The 17,730-nt window shown below is 38.7% G+C and carries 13 protein-coding genes, 1 other RNA gene and 2 pseudogenes; 6 read left to right on the top strand and 10 right to left on the bottom strand.

Annotated features, from left to right (window positions below; genetic code table 11):
• Window positions 1-28: 28 nt before the first annotated feature.
• The 3 genes from BUB93_RS07575 to BUB93_RS07565 form a co-directional block, all read right to left on the bottom strand.
• The gene (locus BUB93_RS07575; protein ID WP_073270762.1) at window positions 29-1,744 is read right to left on the bottom strand and encodes an ABC transporter ATP-binding protein; all 1,716 of its coding nucleotides are present in this window, start codon (window positions 1,742-1,744) and stop codon (window positions 29-31) included.
• Window positions 1,745-1,811: 67 nt separating this feature from the next.
• Window positions 1,812-2,603, bottom strand: coding sequence for a glutamate 5-kinase (proB, locus tag BUB93_RS07570; RefSeq protein ID WP_479722685.1), 792 nt, complete (start codon window positions 2,601-2,603; stop codon window positions 1,812-1,814).
• A gap of 92 nt (window positions 2,604-2,695) precedes the next feature.
• On the bottom strand, window positions 2,696-3,298 hold the full coding sequence (locus BUB93_RS07565) for a zinc dependent phospholipase C family protein (RefSeq protein ID WP_073270758.1): 603 nt from the start codon (window positions 3,296-3,298) through the stop codon (window positions 2,696-2,698).
• 302 nt (window positions 3,299-3,600) lie between these two features.
• On the opposite strand from BUB93_RS07565, the gene BUB93_RS07560 reads away from it, so the two are divergent.
• Window positions 3,601-4,599 (top strand): questin oxidase family protein, encoded by a 999-nt coding sequence (locus BUB93_RS07560; RefSeq protein WP_073270756.1) that lies wholly within the window; start codon window positions 3,601-3,603, stop codon window positions 4,597-4,599.
• 241 nt (window positions 4,600-4,840) lie between these two features.
• Here BUB93_RS07560 and BUB93_RS07555 read toward each other — a convergent pair whose 3' ends face one another.
• Window positions 4,841-5,944 (bottom strand): GerMN domain-containing protein, encoded by a 1,104-nt coding sequence (locus tag BUB93_RS07555; protein ID WP_073270753.1) that lies wholly within the window; start codon window positions 5,942-5,944, stop codon window positions 4,841-4,843.
• A 164-nt stretch (window positions 5,945-6,108) separates the two neighbouring features.
• Window positions 6,109-7,716, bottom strand: a complete 1,608-nt coding sequence (locus BUB93_RS07550) for a SulP family inorganic anion transporter (protein ID WP_084117112.1) — start codon at window positions 7,714-7,716, stop codon at window positions 6,109-6,111.
• Window positions 7,717-8,095: 379 nt separating this feature from the next.
• On the opposite strand from BUB93_RS07550, the gene rlmD reads away from it, so the two are divergent.
• Both rlmD and BUB93_RS11515 read left to right on the top strand, forming a co-directional pair.
• Window positions 8,096-9,463 carry a 23S rRNA (uracil(1939)-C(5))-methyltransferase RlmD gene (rlmD, locus tag BUB93_RS07545; protein WP_073270751.1) on the top strand — a complete coding sequence of 456 codons (1,368 nt, stop codon included), beginning with the start codon at window positions 8,096-8,098 and terminating at the stop codon, window positions 9,461-9,463.
• A 404-nt stretch (window positions 9,464-9,867) separates the two neighbouring features.
• Window positions 9,868-9,948, top strand: a pseudogene (locus BUB93_RS11515) (IS3 family transposase); the annotation flags it as partial.
• A 62-nt stretch (window positions 9,949-10,010) separates the two neighbouring features.
• On the opposite strand, the gene BUB93_RS07540 reads toward BUB93_RS11515, so the two are convergent.
• The gene (locus BUB93_RS07540) at window positions 10,011-10,667 is read right to left on the bottom strand and encodes a transaldolase family protein (RefSeq protein ID WP_073270749.1); all 657 of its coding nucleotides are present in this window, start codon (window positions 10,665-10,667) and stop codon (window positions 10,011-10,013) included.
• A gap of 136 nt (window positions 10,668-10,803) precedes the next feature.
• A complete protein-coding gene (locus BUB93_RS07535) occupies window positions 10,804-12,345 on the bottom strand; it encodes a methylenetetrahydrofolate reductase C-terminal domain-containing protein (protein WP_073270747.1) in 1,542 nt (513 codons plus the stop codon).
• Between the two features lie 231 nt (window positions 12,346-12,576).
• Here BUB93_RS07535 and BUB93_RS07530 point away from each other — a divergent pair, with 231 nt between their 5' ends.
• Window positions 12,577-13,731 carry a baeRF7 domain-containing protein gene (locus BUB93_RS07530; RefSeq protein ID WP_073270744.1) on the top strand — a complete coding sequence of 385 codons (1,155 nt, stop codon included), beginning with the start codon at window positions 12,577-12,579 and terminating at the stop codon, window positions 13,729-13,731.
• Between the two features lie 35 nt (window positions 13,732-13,766).
• Here the strand turns inward: BUB93_RS07530 and ndk are convergent, their stop codons facing one another.
• Genes ndk through BUB93_RS07515 form a run of 3 tightly spaced genes read right to left on the bottom strand, consistent with a single transcriptional unit; the run spans window position 13,767 to window position 16,594 of the window.
• On the bottom strand, window positions 13,767-14,183 hold the full coding sequence (gene ndk / locus BUB93_RS07525; protein ID WP_073270742.1) for a nucleoside-diphosphate kinase: 417 nt from the start codon (window positions 14,181-14,183) through the stop codon (window positions 13,767-13,769).
• A 15-nt stretch (window positions 14,184-14,198) separates the two neighbouring features.
• A complete protein-coding gene (locus tag BUB93_RS07520; RefSeq protein ID WP_073270740.1) occupies window positions 14,199-15,824 on the bottom strand; it encodes a putative manganese-dependent inorganic diphosphatase in 1,626 nt (541 codons plus the stop codon).
• A gap of 53 nt (window positions 15,825-15,877) precedes the next feature.
• The gene (locus tag BUB93_RS07515) at window positions 15,878-16,594 is read right to left on the bottom strand and encodes a M48 family metallopeptidase (protein ID WP_073270738.1); all 717 of its coding nucleotides are present in this window, start codon (window positions 16,592-16,594) and stop codon (window positions 15,878-15,880) included.
• 75 nt (window positions 16,595-16,669) lie between these two features.
• On the opposite strand from BUB93_RS07515, the gene rnpB reads away from it, so the two are divergent.
• Both rnpB and BUB93_RS07505 read left to right on the top strand, forming a co-directional pair.
• An RNA gene (gene rnpB / locus BUB93_RS07510) (RNase P RNA component class A) lies at window positions 16,670-17,110 on the top strand.
• A 425-nt stretch (window positions 17,111-17,535) separates the two neighbouring features.
• Window positions 17,536-17,730 (top strand): annotated as a pseudogene (locus tag BUB93_RS07505) (sigma-70 region 4 domain-containing protein); the annotation flags it as partial.

Here is a 17,730-nt window from a genome sequence, read left to right as displayed (position 1 = left end):
CAGATTGTGATCTGGTGCTGTTTTTCCACTATGTCAGCTGTTGAGCATCATAGAGTTTTTTATACATTCCGTTTTTGGAATAGAGATATTCGTGATGTCCTTCTTCTTCAATCCCCGCTTCAGTCAGTACAACTATCTTGTCTGCGCTCCTTATAGTCGCTAACCTGTGTGCGATGACAAGGGTCGTTCTGCTTTTTGACAATCGGTCAAAAGACTGCTGGATGATTTTCTCATTTTCATTGTCAAGGCTTGATGTCGCCTCATCCAATATCAATATTGGGGGATTCTTAAGAAATATCCTTGCAATGCTTATCCTTTGCTTCTGTCCGCCGGAGAGCATAACTCCCCTTTCCCCGGTATAAGTATCATACCCGTTTGGCAACTGCATTATGAAATCGTGAGCGTTTGCAAGCTTGGCCGCATTAATCACTTCTTCCTTTGTAGCATTAGTATTTCCGTACATGATATTTTCCCTGATAGTTCCTGAAAATAAAAATACATCTTGCTGTACGATGCCTATGTTGTCTCTTAAGTCTCTCAATTTGATGTCCCTTATGTCTTTCCCATCGACTATAACCTCGCCTTCATCTACTTCATAAAACCTTGGTATCAAGCTGCATAAGGTAGTTTTTCCGGCTCCGGAGGGACCAACGAAGGCCACCGTCTCCCCGGGATTTATCTTTAAGTCTATTCCTTTTAGCACTAGGTCTTTGTCATTGTAGCTAAATCCTACATTTCTAAATTCCAATTCACCGGAGAGCTTGCCTATTTTTACCGCGTTCTTTTTGTCTACTATATCCGGTTCAATCATCATTATCTCGTCAAACCTGTAAAACCCTGAAGCAGCCTTTTGAAATGTTTCAACAAAATTTGCTATTCTCTTAATCGGCTCTATGAATATCCCGACATACAGCAGATACTGTATCAACACTCCAACAGTTATTTGATCGTAGTAGATAAACAGACCGCCGAAAAAAATAACGGAGAGGTATAATAGGTTCGCCATAAGATTTACCCCGGATATAAACTCTCCCATGATCTTATATGACTCTTCCTTTGTCCTTCGGTAATCATGATTTCCGATATCAAACTTTTTTTGTTCATACCATTCGTTTCCAAAAGATTGCACCACTCTGACTCCTGATATGCTGTCTTCGATCTGTGCGTTAATATCTGCGATCTTTATTCTCATTTCGGCAAAAACCTTGCGCATCTGCTTGTTCTTGATTATTGTGAAATAAAGCATTATCGGAACCAAGGCAAATATTATCAACGCAAGCTGCCAATTGGCAATAAACATGATCGTAAAGGATCCAGCTATAGTAATTATCGTAATAAAAACATCTTCGGGACCGTGATGTGCAAATTCGGCTATATCAAAAAGATCGTTTACCAGCCTGGACATGATATGACCGGTTTTGTTCTTGTCAAAATATCCAAATGACAGCTTCTGAACGTGATTGAATAGATCTTTTCTCATATCTGTTTCGATTCTTACCCCAAGGACATGTCCCCAATAGTTTACTATGTAATTTAGAACCGCTCGTATCAAATATAAAAACAGCATTACACCTGCTGTCATGTACATCATATTAAGATTTTTATTTGGTATTATATCATCAATAATTATCGCTACCAACATTGGAAATATCAAGTCGATAACAGACATGAAAAAAGCGCTGGAGAAATCCGCAACAAAAAGTTTCATGTGAGGGATATAAAATTTTGAAAATTTTCTTATCATTTCGTCTCCTTTTCTGTGCAAAATATAATCAAGGGCAGCCGATAAAGTATTTTCGGATGCCCTTGAATCATTTTATGAAAGTGCCTACTTCTTTCCCTTCCAAAATATCATAAATCTTATTTAGATCCTTTGATCCTGCCAAGATCGTATGAATTCCCTTTCTAGAGGTTATCTTGGAGGCCAAGAGCTTAGTAATCATTCCTCCGGTACCCACCTTGCTGTCAGTAGTCTCAGCCACTGAAACCAAATCTTCAGTCATCTTTTCAACATAGGTTATGAGCTTTGCGTCAGGATTTTTAACGGGATTGCAATCATATAATCCCTCAACATCAGAAAGAATCATAAGCAGATCTGCATTAACCAGTACAGCTACCATCGCCGACAATGTGTCATTGTCTCCAAAGCATTCCTCTTGGATTTCCTCGGTAGAAATGGCATCATTTTCGTTGACTATCGGAACAACCCCAAATTTAAAAAGGGTATCGAAGGTGTTGAAGGTGTTAGTCCTTTTGATTTTTGATCCAAATACATCTGCAGTCAATAGGATTTGAGCTATAGATTGATTGTATTCACCAAAAAACTTTTGGTAAAGCTGCATGAGTATAGCCTGCCCCACTGCAGCAGTTGCCTGCTTTTCCTTTAGTTCTTGAGGCTTTTGCATAAACCCCATCCTGTCCATGCCCGCACCAATCGCACCGGAGGAAACAAGCACGACTTCCTTGCCGCTGTTTTGCAGATCCGATATGATTCTGGCTAGGCCCTCCATTTTCCTTAAATTAATATTGCCCGATGGATATGTTATGGAGGTGGTCCCAATTTTTATTACTATTCTTTTTGCATCCTTTACCGCTTTTCTCACCATTTTGATACCTGCTTTCATTAATATGCTTAACATGCTTCTGCAAAAAAAATCAGATACACTTGCCGTGCAGCTGATTTTATCATTCAAGATTATATAGCTATGGTCTCGATGACAGGACACTGTGCTTCCTGAAGTTCATAAATAAAACCCATCATTACTATAACGTTGACCATTATTGAATACTCTATATCTAAGTTGCATTGCAGAGGGTCTTCTGTCTCCTCAGACATTTTCAGATATTCATCTTTTGTCTCAGTCAAGAAAGATTCTAAGTCAAATCCCAACACCTTGTCAGAGTTAAGTCTGATTTTTTCTTCGATTCCAACATCCACCCGGTGGTCTTCAATAGCTTTCGAAAGCTGTAGCTCATACGCTACATGACCTTTAAAATCTTTGTATGATCTCATTTTCTTGTTGTGGGCTATGCAAAACGTATCACATATATAATGGGACAACATGCCCAAAGAAAATGATAAGCTAAGCTTGTTTGTCTTGTTTATAAAGTTGTTTGATTGTGCATAATAATTTGTATAAACCTGATTTAAATTATGTATTTTAAGTCTTCTTATGAAATGCATGTCCGGATATACTGCGCCCAACTCCATAGAATCTCTGTCAATCTTGATGTCCATTTGAGCTTCCAACAGATCTGCCACTGTATTGGCAATACTGATGTGCGACTTTAGCTTCAAAAATCCGCCTCCTTAAATAGCTTATATAATTATTTTAAACCCTTTTCTAGATAATTCAAGCTTTTTTTATCAATATGAACATATTTCATGTACAGCATTCCTTGTTTTCCTATCATTTATCAGTCCAATGAACCCTGCAACTTAAATATTGCTCTCACGACTTTATTTTTTTACTCTATATCCGGCAACTTGTGTTATAGGGTTTATGCAACAGATACTTGGATAAATATAGATTATATCTACCCGGTTTTAAAGTTAAAATAGCCACTTTAATAGTCTGGTAAAAAATAGGAGGAATAACCATGTCACTTAGTCAACTAATTAATATGAACGGAAGAGAGCAGTCTCCTTATATGGCAGCGCTTGTTAACCACCTGCCAATGGGGCAAATAGCTCTTTACAAATTAACCGGAGATTTAAGCAAGGTTGCATCCTACACCGAATATTACAATTGTCACTTTAAAGTCGATTCCGTATCCACCAGCTATGCACCGGTTTCTTCCATAGAAGAGTGCCTCGGAAAAAAAGAGCGATATGAAGCTTGCTTAGACTTAATGAATAAAAAACTTGAAGATCTAGGTATGGACCATATGATCAAAACAATCTTAAATACTTACCCTTTAGGAGTTTCTTCCGGTCTTTTTCATGCGACAATTCGACTCGCCTATGCTACTGAAGGGGTCTCTTATGATGAAAAACTTCTAGAGGAAGTATCCAGAGCTCTAGCTTATTATGTAACGGCCTATAGGGAAGTCACCCCTTTTTATCGCAAGATTTCAAAGGAGCTAGTCCATGAAAATATGAATCAATTGTTCAATAATCCTGAAGTGAGCAAAATCCTTGTAAATAACAAAACTTTAGGCCAAACCATCAAAGCCCTTTATCAAAATCCAGAGTACCTGGATACAGGGTTCTTAATCGATGGAGATGAAGAAAACAAAGCACAAGGATTGTTAGATTTATGTCTTCCTGCATTTAATCATACAAAAAGTATCGTGGTCCTTCACTGCATAACCGGACTCCATGCTTTGCTGGTACTTAAAAATTATTTTAAGGATTTCGGTAAAGCCCTCGATATTTATACCGCTGCAGTAATCACCCATTTGCTTACTGTAGACGGCATAGCATTCTTCAAACCAGATCCTAAACCAATTTCACTTTCATGGCCAGAATTAATTGCAAAGGGTTCCGCTTCTAAGGCTGTTCATACTATTAAGTTTACTTATTCATGTCACGAATTATATGCCCTACAGTCAAGAGAAGATCTAAAACAATCTTTAATCAATCAAATCAATTCCTAAGTGTCTGGGCATGTGCTCAGACACTTAGGAATTGATTTTGTTGGAATCGTTTTGATCTTATCGTCTACTGATAACATTATGATTAATAGTTAGTCTTAAATCAACAAAATGGGTGCTTTTTTAAGCACCCATTTTGTTTGTTTTACCTATTAGTCGAAACCTGCCCCTAATGTTTTCTGCTCTTACCAGGTCTTCTTGTCACCTGCTCGATATGATAAATTGCAATTTCTCATCATCAGCCTTACTCAATCATATCTTCGATTCGGCCTATCGGTTCGCTCAACTCGATATGACCTGCTATCGATGCGCCTGTCTGGCCTTCAATTAATATTTGTACCTCATCGATGCTCGGGAAATCGGTTAATGTGTTAACGATTGCTGCAATCGTCAATGATTCACCGCTGGTTCCTCCCCAGTGATTATCCCTCAATTCACTAGAAAAATCCACATAGCAAATTCCAGATTCAATCCGGATGCCAAGGAGCCTCGTGTCCTTGGGTACTGCACGACCTAGAGATTGGGATTGGGGCCCGTCAATCAGCTCATTCATGGCTCTTCTGGCAACACCCAAATCAGTCATCGATACAACACGTTTTTCCTGGCGAACACCACTTCCATCAGGAAGTGGAAAATAGAGATTTAAGTTGTACTCGAAGGTTTCCGGTTCAGGATCTGGATCTGTCCCTGGATCTATAGATGGATCAAAGATATAGTATCCAACAGTAAATGGCTCTTCGCCCAGCTCCATAAGACGCTCAAAGGATTGAATCCCAGCTCCCTCTTTTATTATTCGTTCCTCCCAGTATTCGCTGTTTTCTTCTTCATAGCGTACTGTTAAAATCTTTTTATTATCTTCCTCACTGACTTCCGTTATCTTCCCGGTAATTGTGGCTTGATTGCCTTCGTTATCAGTTGCCTGCTCCTGCCATGATGTCCCTGCTGCTAATGGTGTTTTAATCAATGTCAATTGATCAAATTTGGAATCCAGCATAGCTTCTTCCGTTTTAACCTGCACTAAACTGTCTTCATCCACTATATATGAAATTGAAATAGAAAAATCATGCTGTGCTTCGCCGCCGGAAGGATCTGACACCTCACCGGATATTAGGTAAGTGCGCTTGCCTTCCATTTCTGTAATAGAATCGAGTACCATCATATGACCGTATTCTGCAAAACCGCTATAGGACCATTCATAACCTTCCTCTTGCGGCAATAGCCCTGCCAGTTCTTCTGAAACGGCAGGATCCGGGGTAGGATCTGGTTCTATTGCTGTACAGCCTGATAAAGCCGTAAACAGTATCGCGAGCAACATAAAAACAGAGATTTTTTTCATTACCTGCATCATGATCTTCCCTCCTCTATATACACGCTGGCCAGTTCTCTGGCTATATACTAATTATCCCATCATACAACGCTAATAACAACATGTTTTTACACAAAATAACTTTTATTGCATCCATAGACTATGGGCGATACGTCAAAACCTATCTTATCTGATTATCTGTTTTACTATACGTATTGGTACTTAGAAACACCGCTATGAGTATCATCAATATTTACACAGACAATGGTTTCAGCGTTTTTAAAAAGTTTTTTACAATCTTCGCTCAGACGGATTAAAGTTAGCTTCTTTTCTAGACTTTTATATTTTTCTGCTATGGCATTAATAGCTTCAATTGCTGAATGATCCATTACTTTAGCATATTTAAAATCAATGATGACATCCTCCGGGTCATTCCTAACATCAAATAATTCCTTAAAGCTCAACACAGATCCAAAAAATATTGATCCATTGATTTTATATGTTTTCGCCCCATTGTCATCTATTTCTACATTAACATAAATGACTTTGCCTTTTTCCCAAGCAAAAACCAATGCTGATAACACCACTCCTATAATCACTGCTGTTGCTAAATCTGCAAAGATCGTCACTACGGTCACTACAGCTATTACTGTAAAATCTTGCTTAGGTATTTTATTGCCATACTTCAGACTTTGCCACTCAAAGGTACCCACTACTACCATGAACATAACTCCCACCAGAGCAGCCAGTGGAATCACATTAACTAAGCTTGATCCAAACATAATGAATATTAGTAATGCTACCGGTGCCACGATTGATGATAATCTGGTTCTGCCGCCTGATTTAACATTTATTATGGACTGCCCTATCATAGCGTCTCCCCCCATGCCACCAAAGAAACCATTTATAGTATTGGCAATCCCTTGAGCCACACACTCTTTGTTGGTTCTACCTCTTGTATCTGTCATTTCATCAATAACTCTCAGAGTCAATACTGCTTCTGTTAATCCTACCAATGCCCCGATTACAGCATATGGAAAAATGATTTTTAGCGTTTCTATACCGATCGCCACCTGGGGAATATAAAATTGGGGCAATCCCCCTTGCAGCCTCATTCCCGCAAAGTCTTGTACATTTCTTAAATGATAGCCGCTTCTGCCTAACAGGACTGCAACAATTGTCATCACGATAATTGCAACTAAGCTTGAAGGCACAGCCTTGGTGAATTTAGGAACAAAATGAATAATTGCCATTGTTACTGCCACAAAGAACAACATAATTGCCATATCTGTCGGTGGCATCCACACCTTCTCTATCGTTTCAGCGCCATTTACCACGACAACTTGATCTACCTTAAACTGCGCCCATTGAGCTAAGAACATAACGATGGATAAGCCGTTTAGAAAACCGAGCATTACTGAATAAGGTATGATCCTTGCAAATTTCCCTAGCTTAAGCAATCCAATGGTTATTTGAATAAGCCCCATAAGCACAACTGTCGCAAAAAGATATTCTAAACCATGCTGTGCGATCAATGATGCAAACACAACTGAAATAGCAGCCGTTGACGAGCTGATCATCCCTGGTCTCCCTGTAAATATTGCCGCCACAAACCCTATCATGACAGCTGTTTGCAAACTAAGAATAGGACTTACACCTGCTACAAACGCAAATGCTACCGATTCGGGAATCAGAGCCAGGGCTACTGTTAATCCCGCCAAAATATCATTTTTGATCATTACTTTGTTTTTCCCAAACTGCTTTGCCAAGTGGGTTAACCTGCCATTATTTTTCTTTACAAAATGTTTAATCATTGAACCATCTCCTTATATTGTCTTTCTTAATTGTCTTTATCCCTGAAATTGACCATAAAAAAACCCCGTCCAGTAAACAGGGTATCTCATCCAGTATATCCATGCTAAAACGCTATATGTGTGCCTATTTTTCGTAAAACAACACTGTATTCATTAAATAACGATTCCGCTCCGTTGACCATAAGACTGAATTATATCAAATTAAAGCGTGATAAGCAATACATTTTGTATTAACCCATAATATGAAAAGTACAATAACAATGTGCATGTAATTGGTGCGGTTTGTAAAACATATTCAATCTTCTAAATTTGCTTTGATTCTACCGCTTTTCCTGTTAATATATTATAATGTTAGATGAAAACAAATTTGGAGGTCAACATGGTAAAAAAAGGTGAAATAATTGAACTTAAAATAGAGGATTTGAAATTCCCAAATAGGGGCCAAAGCATCCTTGAAGATAAAAAAATAATCGTCCACAACACTCTTCCCGGCCAAGAGGTCCGAATCCGTATAAAAAAGAAGAGAAAAAGCAAAATTGAAGGCACTTTGCTAGAGGTCATAACTCCTGCTCCAAATCAAATCGAGGCTCCTTGCCCTGAATTTGGAAGCTGTGGTGGATGCACTTATCAAAATCTGGCATATGCTGATCAGTTGAAACTCAAAGAAAGCTTCGTAAAAGAGATTTTATCAGATTTTAATATCGAAGAAGCTTTTGAAGGAGTATTGCCCTCGCCTCAAGAATTTAGTTATCGAAACAAGATGGAATTTTCTTTTGGCGACAGCTACAAGGAAGGTCCCCTAATGCTTGGTCTCCATAAAAGGGGTAGCATGTACGACATCATCGATGCCTCCGAATGTATGCTGGTTGACAAGGACTTTAACAAAATCCTTAAAGCTGTTCTAGAATTTTCTCGATTCAACGAATACGACTATTATCACAAAAGATCTCATGAAGGTTTCCTTCGCCATCTGGTTGTAAGAAAAGGCATAAAGACCAACGAGCTATTGATTGAGCTTGTAACGAGCTCTCAAAACACTCTAAATGAAATCGGGTTTTTAGAAGCATTAGAAAACGCAGATGTGGATGCAACCATAAAAGGAATAATTCATACGCAAAACGACTCCCTTTCCGATGTAGTTCAGGAGGATACCAGCAAGGTCCTATATGGACAAGATTACATATACGATGAAATCAACGGGCTCAAGTTTAAAGTAACTCCACGCTCATTTTTCCAAACCAATACTCTTGGGGCCGAGGTGCTATACGACGTGGTAGTAGATTATGCTGGTTCAAGTTCAGCCAAGCATATATTCGACCTTTACTGTGGAACAGGCACCATAACCCAGATACTGGCTAAAAATCATGATTTCGTAACCGGCATAGAGATAGTAGCTGACGCGGTGGCAGCAGCCAATGAAAACGCTAGATTAAATGGCATTGACAATGCACAATTTATTTGCGGTGATGTAATGGAGGAAGTTTCTAAGCTCGAAGATAAGCCCGATGTCATAATTCTAGATCCTCCAAGAGACGGCATACATGTTAAAGCTATTGATAAAATAATTGCATTCAATCCTGAATCATTTGTCTACGTATCCTGCAAGCCAACCTCCCTCGCCCGTGACCTCCCTAGATTTTTAGAAGCCGGTTACGCTATAAAGCGCGTTTGCTGTGTCGATATGTTCCCAAATACCCCCCACGTTGAGACGGTAGTATTGGTATCAAGAGTGACGAAAAAGGCTTGAACTAAAGACATTTTGGGATTTGAGAGTAAAATACGATGTGTGGAAATAAAAAAAATATCGGTTTACTGAAACAAGTCTAAAGGCATTTTTCCGTAAACGCAACAGAGCTATTTTGATGCCAGGGGTTCGCGTATGGTCGATTTAGATGTTTTCTTAATTTGCAAGGTTGAGAAAGCAGGTTGGACGTCATCATAAAACAAGCTGTATATGCACCATAAAGAACGAAATTTAAATAACATGGTCTTTGTAAAACAGAAGAGGAGTTTTTCTTATTCCTAGAAATATAATTAGTAGCAAGTTGAAAATCGAATACATCGAAAAATATATTGCTGATAAAATAAGCATACGCAGTATTAGCAAGAAATTAGGAGTCTCAACGAGAATTAGTTAATTATATAGAATAGTATAATGCGAAGAGAATCAATCGCAACCTAAAAGAATTGAGTCCTGTAGAGTACAGAATTCAATCCTTAATAGTTGCTTGATATACGTCTAACTTTTGAGGGTCAGATTAAAATTGGGAGCTTATAATATGTGCTATTTATGTTTACAGATTATAATAAGTGTATCCGTCAAGTATGAAGTCGATGATGCTTTCTTGTGTCAAAGGATGGTAGATCAAATTACCGCAGATATCCGGATTAATAGTTACTGAATGTGCTCCGGAAAGACTTACCTGGTGGACTTGCTCCACGTTTTTAAAACTGGCTGCCAACACTTTTGTGTTTAATCCGTAAGTTTTAATTAGCTGAACTATGTCTTCAACGACCTTGATTCCACTTGAAGATATGTTGTCAAGTCTATTTACATAAGGAGCTACGAAGTCAGCACCAGCCACGCTCGCTATAAGAGCTTGCTGCTGAGTGAATATTGCAGTTGCCGTTATATTGAATCCGTCTTTTTTAAGCAGCTGCATGGTTTTAAGACCCTGCTCATTAACCGGAATTTTAGCATAGAAATCGCCTTTTACAGCATCTCTTAATATATTTGCTTCTCTCACCATTTCCTCGGCTGTTTCCCCCAAGGTCTGAACGTGAAGCATTTTTTCGTCCCCAATTAGATTTCTGATTTCCTTGATGGTCTCAATTACGTTTTTTCCTCTTTTAGCAATAATAGTAGGATTTGTAGTTACACCGGCTATAGGATAGCAATCCATTATCTTTTCTATAGCATCCACATCGGCGGTATCCAATAAATACAACATTTTATTTCCTCCTTAAAATTCGTTCTATAATACCAATAACTTAACAATATATCAGCAGTGAACAAATGTAAAGGCAAATGTCAATGTAAACCTTTGCTAAATTAAATAGAGGCCGATTAAACTCGGCCTTCCGTAATCATTCGTCTTTTCTGTAGTTGTAATCCCTCTCATTAAAGAAATTAAGCCATGAAGAAGTCTTGTAAAGATCCCAGTTGCACGGAGGAGCATATCTTAGCTTCATGGTATATTCCTTTTCGTGGGCCTTAAGCTTTTCGTACATCACTACGTAAATACACTTTTGTTTTCCGGGATAAACCTCGCACCAACCATCCCTGCCACCACCGCAGGCACCGTTTCGCTGACTTTTGGGACACTTTGACATTGGACATTGAAACCCTATCTCGTGCATTACACAATCTCCGCAAAACCTGCATTCATTTGTAAAAGTTTTAGTATAGTACTCAAACCATGTAAACGGCTTGTTCAAAAAGTTTTTATCAATTTTTTTTGCAAAGAACTTGACCATGGGATAAAAGAGCGCGCTCTCCTTGAAAACGAGTTTATGAACCAACCCAAACATCCTATCGAACAATGAATTCCTTTTGTGTCCGGTTTTCGACCTATCCACCGGAACATCTGTATTCAACCCTGTAGCAGGATCTTTCTCGAAATAGTAAAAGCCGTTATCCATAGGATAGTCGAATTCTTTAGCTATTTCCTGCCAATCAAGCAGGAGCTCTTCCCCTTTATCCAAGATCCAGCAAAGATCATCATAGCTCATGCCATGCCCTGCAATGGTTGCGCCATCATACTTAAGTCCTTTCAATACTGCGTAGAGCTTGGCAGCCCTTAAAAGCTGTCTTTTCTTGTTGTCAGGATACTTGCCCTTTTCATCTTCCATGTCCCTTATCATTTTATCGGTAACTACACATCCTGGTATCAAGTTCTTGTTCATCATTTTCGCTACCGGCAACGACAGTACAAAAATATTTCCTATAAGGGGCACGCCCAATTCATATCTGTCGGCATATCTTCTCAGCTCGTCAAATTTCCTTGCATCATAACCAAGCTGGGTAATAAGGTAGCTTGCACCGTTATCCACCTTTTGGTGCATTTTATAATATTGGGCCATCTGCTCAGGTTCAGTGGATTTAAAGGGTGACACTACCGCTCCGGTAAAATAATCCGTTTCATTTAGCTTCTTTGTACCCTTTCTAACAGGTATTTCGTATCCTTGATTCATTTTTTTTATCATTTTTAAAGTATGAACCGCATCTATGTCGAAAACAGGCTTCGGTCTTCCTGCATATCCTTCGGTGGTATAATCACCTGTCATTATCAGCAAGTTTTTGAGCCCGGATCTATTCATGGCATGAAGCTGACTTTCAATTTCATTTCGGTTTTTATCTTTACAGGTAAAGTGAATAAGCGTCTCTCCACCAGTTTCATCAAGTATTTGTTTTGCCAGTGGATAAGGTAATATTGCAGGTTTCCCACTGGGGTTCTCGGTAATTGTAAATGCGTTTATCCTAGGATCATCAACAGCCAATTTAGCCGTTTCAATAACTTGATCTTGGGCTGGCTCTGTAGACCCTCTTCCCGGTACCAATTCCCAAGTAACAGAAAAATGCTCCTTGCTTAAAACCGCATCTTTGTAAGAAAGCTTTTTATTGGCCATGTTCTTCCTCCTCGCAATTTGCCTTGTTATAATTCGCGTTCCCTGCGATAGATACATGTATATACATGTCGTTTTGCAATAATTTCTCTTTAAATATAACATACCAATGTATAGGTTTTCAACGATTGATAGTAAGTTAACGCAAAAACCTTTAAGCTTATTTTGGTTAAAGCCATCACTATTCGGGTATTTATTGAATAAAGTAAAACAAATCGTTGAGGAGGTTTTAGGATGAACCTACTAACAAGAGTTCAACTAGATGAATTGATCAACACCGAAAACCAAAACTGCATAAGTATCTATCTTCCTATGGAGAAGGCGCCAACAGAAGCTGATAAAACCAAGGTTTTATTTAAAAACCAGATTAAAAAGGTTGAAAGCGAGCTGATCGAGCATGGAATTGCTCAAAAGAACGTAGACAGTTTGATCGCTCCGGCAGTCAAGCTGCTTGAAACACCTAAGTTTTGGACTAGCCCTGATGAAAGCGCGGCAGTATTTGTGGTCGGCAGCAATATAACAACCATTAAGCTTCCTTTCCCAATCGAACCCACTACGTTTATCGGGCCAAAATTTTATCTGGTGCCTCTATTTAAGCTATTTTCATTTGATAGCAAATTCTATATATTGGCCCTAAGTCAAAACAAGGTCAGGCTTTTACATTGTGATTTGCTGGATTGTGATGAAATAGACATAGCTTCTCTGCCTACAAGCCTAGATGAAGCACTGCAGTATGACGATATCGAAAAGAAAAACCAATATGTCATGCGCAGCCCTGGCAGCACCGGAGATGGAAGCCCCGGGGTCTATAATAGAGGTCAAAATGACGGAAAGGACGAGCATAAGACAAACATCTGGAGATTCATGGAGATGCTTGATTCCGGACTTGCAAGCTTAATAAAAGACAAAGATACGCCTGTGGTGTTGGCCGGTGTCGAATTTCTTACTGCGATATTCAGGAAAGTCAATTCCAACTTGCATTTAATAGACAAAGAAGTATCCGGCAACACCGACATACTATCAGAGAAACAGCTTCATGAAAAGGCATATCCGCTGGCACAGGAGTTCTTCGATAAATTCGTGGCAAGTGACCTGGAGTTATATCACAATTTGTCTTCTTCCGACAAAACCGGTGACACCATAGAAGAGATTGCATCGGCAGCAGCAAAAGGAAAGATTAGGATATTGTTCGCCACCCAAGGGATGTTCATTCCCGGCATGTACAACGTGGAGCTGGATTCAGCTTTCCATAAGGACCACAATCCTGACTCTGAAGATTTAATAAACTTCGCTGCCGTTAATACCTTCAAGACCGGAGGCAAGGTTTACGTTCTTGATAGGAATCAAATGCCGGACACGGAAAACTGCGCCGCAATCTTTAGATATTAAAATCATAAGGCCCACCGATTGGTGGGCCGATTTTTTTACTCTTTTTTACCTTCAACAAAGAAGCTTGTTTCCCTTACAGCACTTTTCTCGCTGTCAGAAGCATGTATTATATTTTTTGTTTTGCTGATGGCATACTTACCCCTAATGGAACCTGACTCAGCATCCAAGGGATCTGTAGATCCCGAGAGCTTTCTTGTGACTTTTATGGCATTTTCTCCTTCAACGACCAATATGACAACAGATCCGCTTTGCATGTACTCCATCAAAGATGGAAAATATGGCTTGTCAATGTGTTCATGATAGTGATAATTTAAATCTTCATCACTCAAATCCTTGATTTCCATGTAAGTTATTGAAAGATCTTTATTTTCTATAGCGGATATTATTTCTCCTACAAGCCTTCTTTTGACTGCATCAGGCTTCAGTATAACCAAAGTCTTTTCTACTGCCATTTACTGACACCCCCTTTACTTATTGATGATTTTCTTTATACCTTCACTTATAACCGGTATAATCTGTTTCTTTCTCGATACCCATCCATCGATGAAGATGCCTTGATACATCTCTTTTTCAAATATACTATCTATGGACTTATTGTTGGCATTATAAAGTATATACGAGCCTTGCTTTATAATGTCGGTTATTATGCACAAGGTCAGATAGTGATTTCTGTTTTTGTTTAGGTTGTTTATAAACGACAGATACTCTTCGACATTTTCGCTAATGGCATCTATGTTCAAGGTAAATACTTGGGAAATACCTGTTTTCATGCCCTCTAAAACAAATTCCTTGTAATCAGAGAAGAAGACTTCTTCAACAGATTTACCTGATATGTCCGTTCCTTTTTTAAACATTTCCATAGCAAAATCATTTAAGTCTATCCCTGTAACTTTAACCAGATTTTCAACTGCTTCGATATCATTTTCCGTAGTTGTGGGTGACTTTAACAACAAGGTATCTGACACTATCCCCGAAAGCATCAACCCCGCTTCTTCCTTTTCCATTTCTATGCCAGCTTCTCTGAACATATTGTAAAGAATTGTGTTGGTGCTGCCTACCGGTTGATTTCGAAATGCGATCGGGAGGGTAGTCGATATATCCCCTATTTTGTGGTGATCGACGACTTCCAAAATATCTGCTTCGAAAATCCCCTCTGCACTTTGGGCATATTCATTGTGATCAACTAGAATTACCCTCTTCTTTGCAGGGCTGATTATGTGGCTTCTGCTAACTATGCCTAAATATTTGCCATTTTTGCCCACTAGGGGGAATTTGGAATGGTCTGAATCTTTTATTATGTCCCTACAATCATCCAGATAATCTTCTTCCGAAAAAGACAGTATATTCTCTTTTACCATTATGTTCTTAACGAAATTTGTCAAAAATATCGTTTTAGTGGCCTCATACGTATCAAACTTTGTCAATATCATATTCACACGGTTATCTTTAGCCGCCCTTGTTATCTTCTCGTCTAATTCTGCTTTACCGGTAACTATTATCAGCTTGACCTTTTTCTCTATGGCAAATTTTATAATATCAAATCTGTCGCCTACGATGACTATGGAATTTTCGGTAAATAGCTGCATCTCTTCAATTGTATCCAAATGAAATGCAGTAACCATGACATCACCACTTAAATCATCTGCACACTTATTGATGACACGACCCTTCATTCCCTCTAGTATGTTGTCAAATGTGGTTTCTATCCTTCTTTGATCGCTGTTTATCAGGCTCATGGCTATATCCTTCATGGTTAATATGCCGGATAATTTTCCGATGTCGTCAACCACCGGCAAAGTCCTTACTCTGTTTTTTCCCATATGCAAATACGCATCATATATGGAATTATCGTGTGTAAAGGCTTTTACTCTGTCATAATTCAAGTCTTTCATTTGTATTTTTACATTATCAAGAATTTCGGGTTCTTCAACACCAAAGTAATCCAATACGTATTTGCTTTCCTTGCTCATTTCATCTAAAATAAACGGTTTAGTGTTGAAACCAATCTTGTTTTTAAATTTAGACATCACTATAGCCGAAGTTACGCTGTCTGTATCCGGATTTTTGTGTCCAAAAATCATTATCTCACTCATTGTTTTCCCCCTTTTCTAAAAATTGCTGCAATCACTTATCAACAATTATTATATCAGTGGACGATGTCCAGCGCCAAGGAATTTTCCTTAAGCCAATCTTTTGCGTCTTTGAACCTGGGATAAATTTTCTCCACCAAGCCCCAAAAATCTTTTGAATGGTTTTTATGAACCATATGGCACATTTCATGGACCACTACGTAATCAATGACCCATTTTGGAGCCATTACAAGCCTCCAGTTGAACAAAAGCTTGTTATCATGGGTACAACTACCCCAGATTCTTTTCTGTTCCTTTGCCTTTATTTGCTTTGGTGCCACATCAAAGTAAATGGAATGCTTATCCACACTTTCAATCAGAATTTTTTGAGCGCATTTTTTATACCATCCCGCAAAAATTTCTTTTAGCAAGCTAGTTTCACATCCTGGGTGTTCCAATAAAAATCGACCTTCTACCAGTTGAAGTCTGGCAGCATTTAAATCAGTTTCAATTACCTCCAAAGCATATTCACAACCTAGAAACATGAATTTCTCTCCAGTTTCAAATTTTCTAACCTGTCGTTTTTCCTTCTTTTTCTCCATATAATCGATTTTATCAAATATCCATTTGCTTTTTTTAGATATCAGTTCTTCTACAGCTTTTATGGATGCAACATTTGGCGCGATGACCACAAGACCTTTTTCGGGATCCAGCTTCAACTCAACAGTCTTTCTTTTTCGCCTGATCAATTCATATTCCACGGTACGACCATTTATATTTAATATTTTCTTCATAGTTCCTCCCAAGGCTTTTCTTTCACAATTTCTTGTGCGACGTCTTTATATATGATATCATAATACATTGGAGAGCGAGCAAGTCAGATGATCGCGTGGGCATGTTCCGCAAGGACGCTCACGAGGAAAGTCCGAGCTCCATAGGGCAGGGTGCCGGGTAACCCCCGGTGGAGGCAACTCCAAGGAAAGTGCAACAGAAAGGAAACCGCCCGGCGCATAACAATGTATATCTACGATAACTTTATTTATATAATATCTGAATTAAAAATTCAATAACATTGTATGTAAGTTATACATTTTTATGCGTCGGGTAAGGATGAAAGGGTGAGGTAAGAGCTCACCGGCGATCAGGTAACTGATCGGCTATGTAAACCCCACCTGGTGCAAGACCAAGTTAGGACAAAAAAAGCAGTGGCCCGCTGTGTCCAATGGTAGGTCGCTTGAGCCTTTCGGTGACGGAAGGCCTAGATAGATGGTCATCTAATACAGAACTCGGCTTACAGACTAGCTCGCTCTTCCCTTTAAAATACAAGGGTTTCAAAAGACTTACAACCAGTTTATGAACCAAAATAACATTTCGAAACAAGACCGTTCCTGCTTTTGATTTGTAGTTTGGTTTAATCGTACTATTAAATTCGATATTTTCAAATATTCGATAACTATTTTAATTCAAAAAAATATCTTTTCTCTGTTTTTTCTTCGTCATTACCTAATTGATCTAATCCCTTGAACTTAGCTTTCACTTCATTTATGTACTTCATCTATGTACTTTTTACAGTTGTACGTGAAATATTTAAATCATCACCGATCTTTCTCTGAGAGTCGTGTTTATGGTAATCTAGAACTGCAATAAATGGCAACCAAAAATACAAAAAGTAATTGCCAGTACAAACCTTAAATAATACCCTATTAAGTGACTAAACTTGTAGGGAGGAAAGGAAGTGCTGACAATTACTCAAATCAATTATATCCGAGAATTATACTTTTTAGAAGGAAAAACTTATGCACAGATAAGTGGAATGACCGGCAAGAACTATCGCACAGTGAAAAGATACATAGAGATGGATGACTTCAATGAGCAAAAGCATAAGGCAAGTAGACCCAATAAGACTGATGAATTAAGGCCAATAATACGA

The sequence above is a fragment of the Alkalibacter saccharofermentans DSM 14828 genome, from assembly GCF_900128885.1.
GTDB lineage: Bacteria > Bacillota > Clostridia > Eubacteriales > Alkalibacteraceae > Alkalibacter > Alkalibacter saccharofermentans.
The sequence above is the reverse complement of the archived record's forward strand: the minus strand, read 5'-3'. Positions and strand labels throughout refer to the sequence as shown.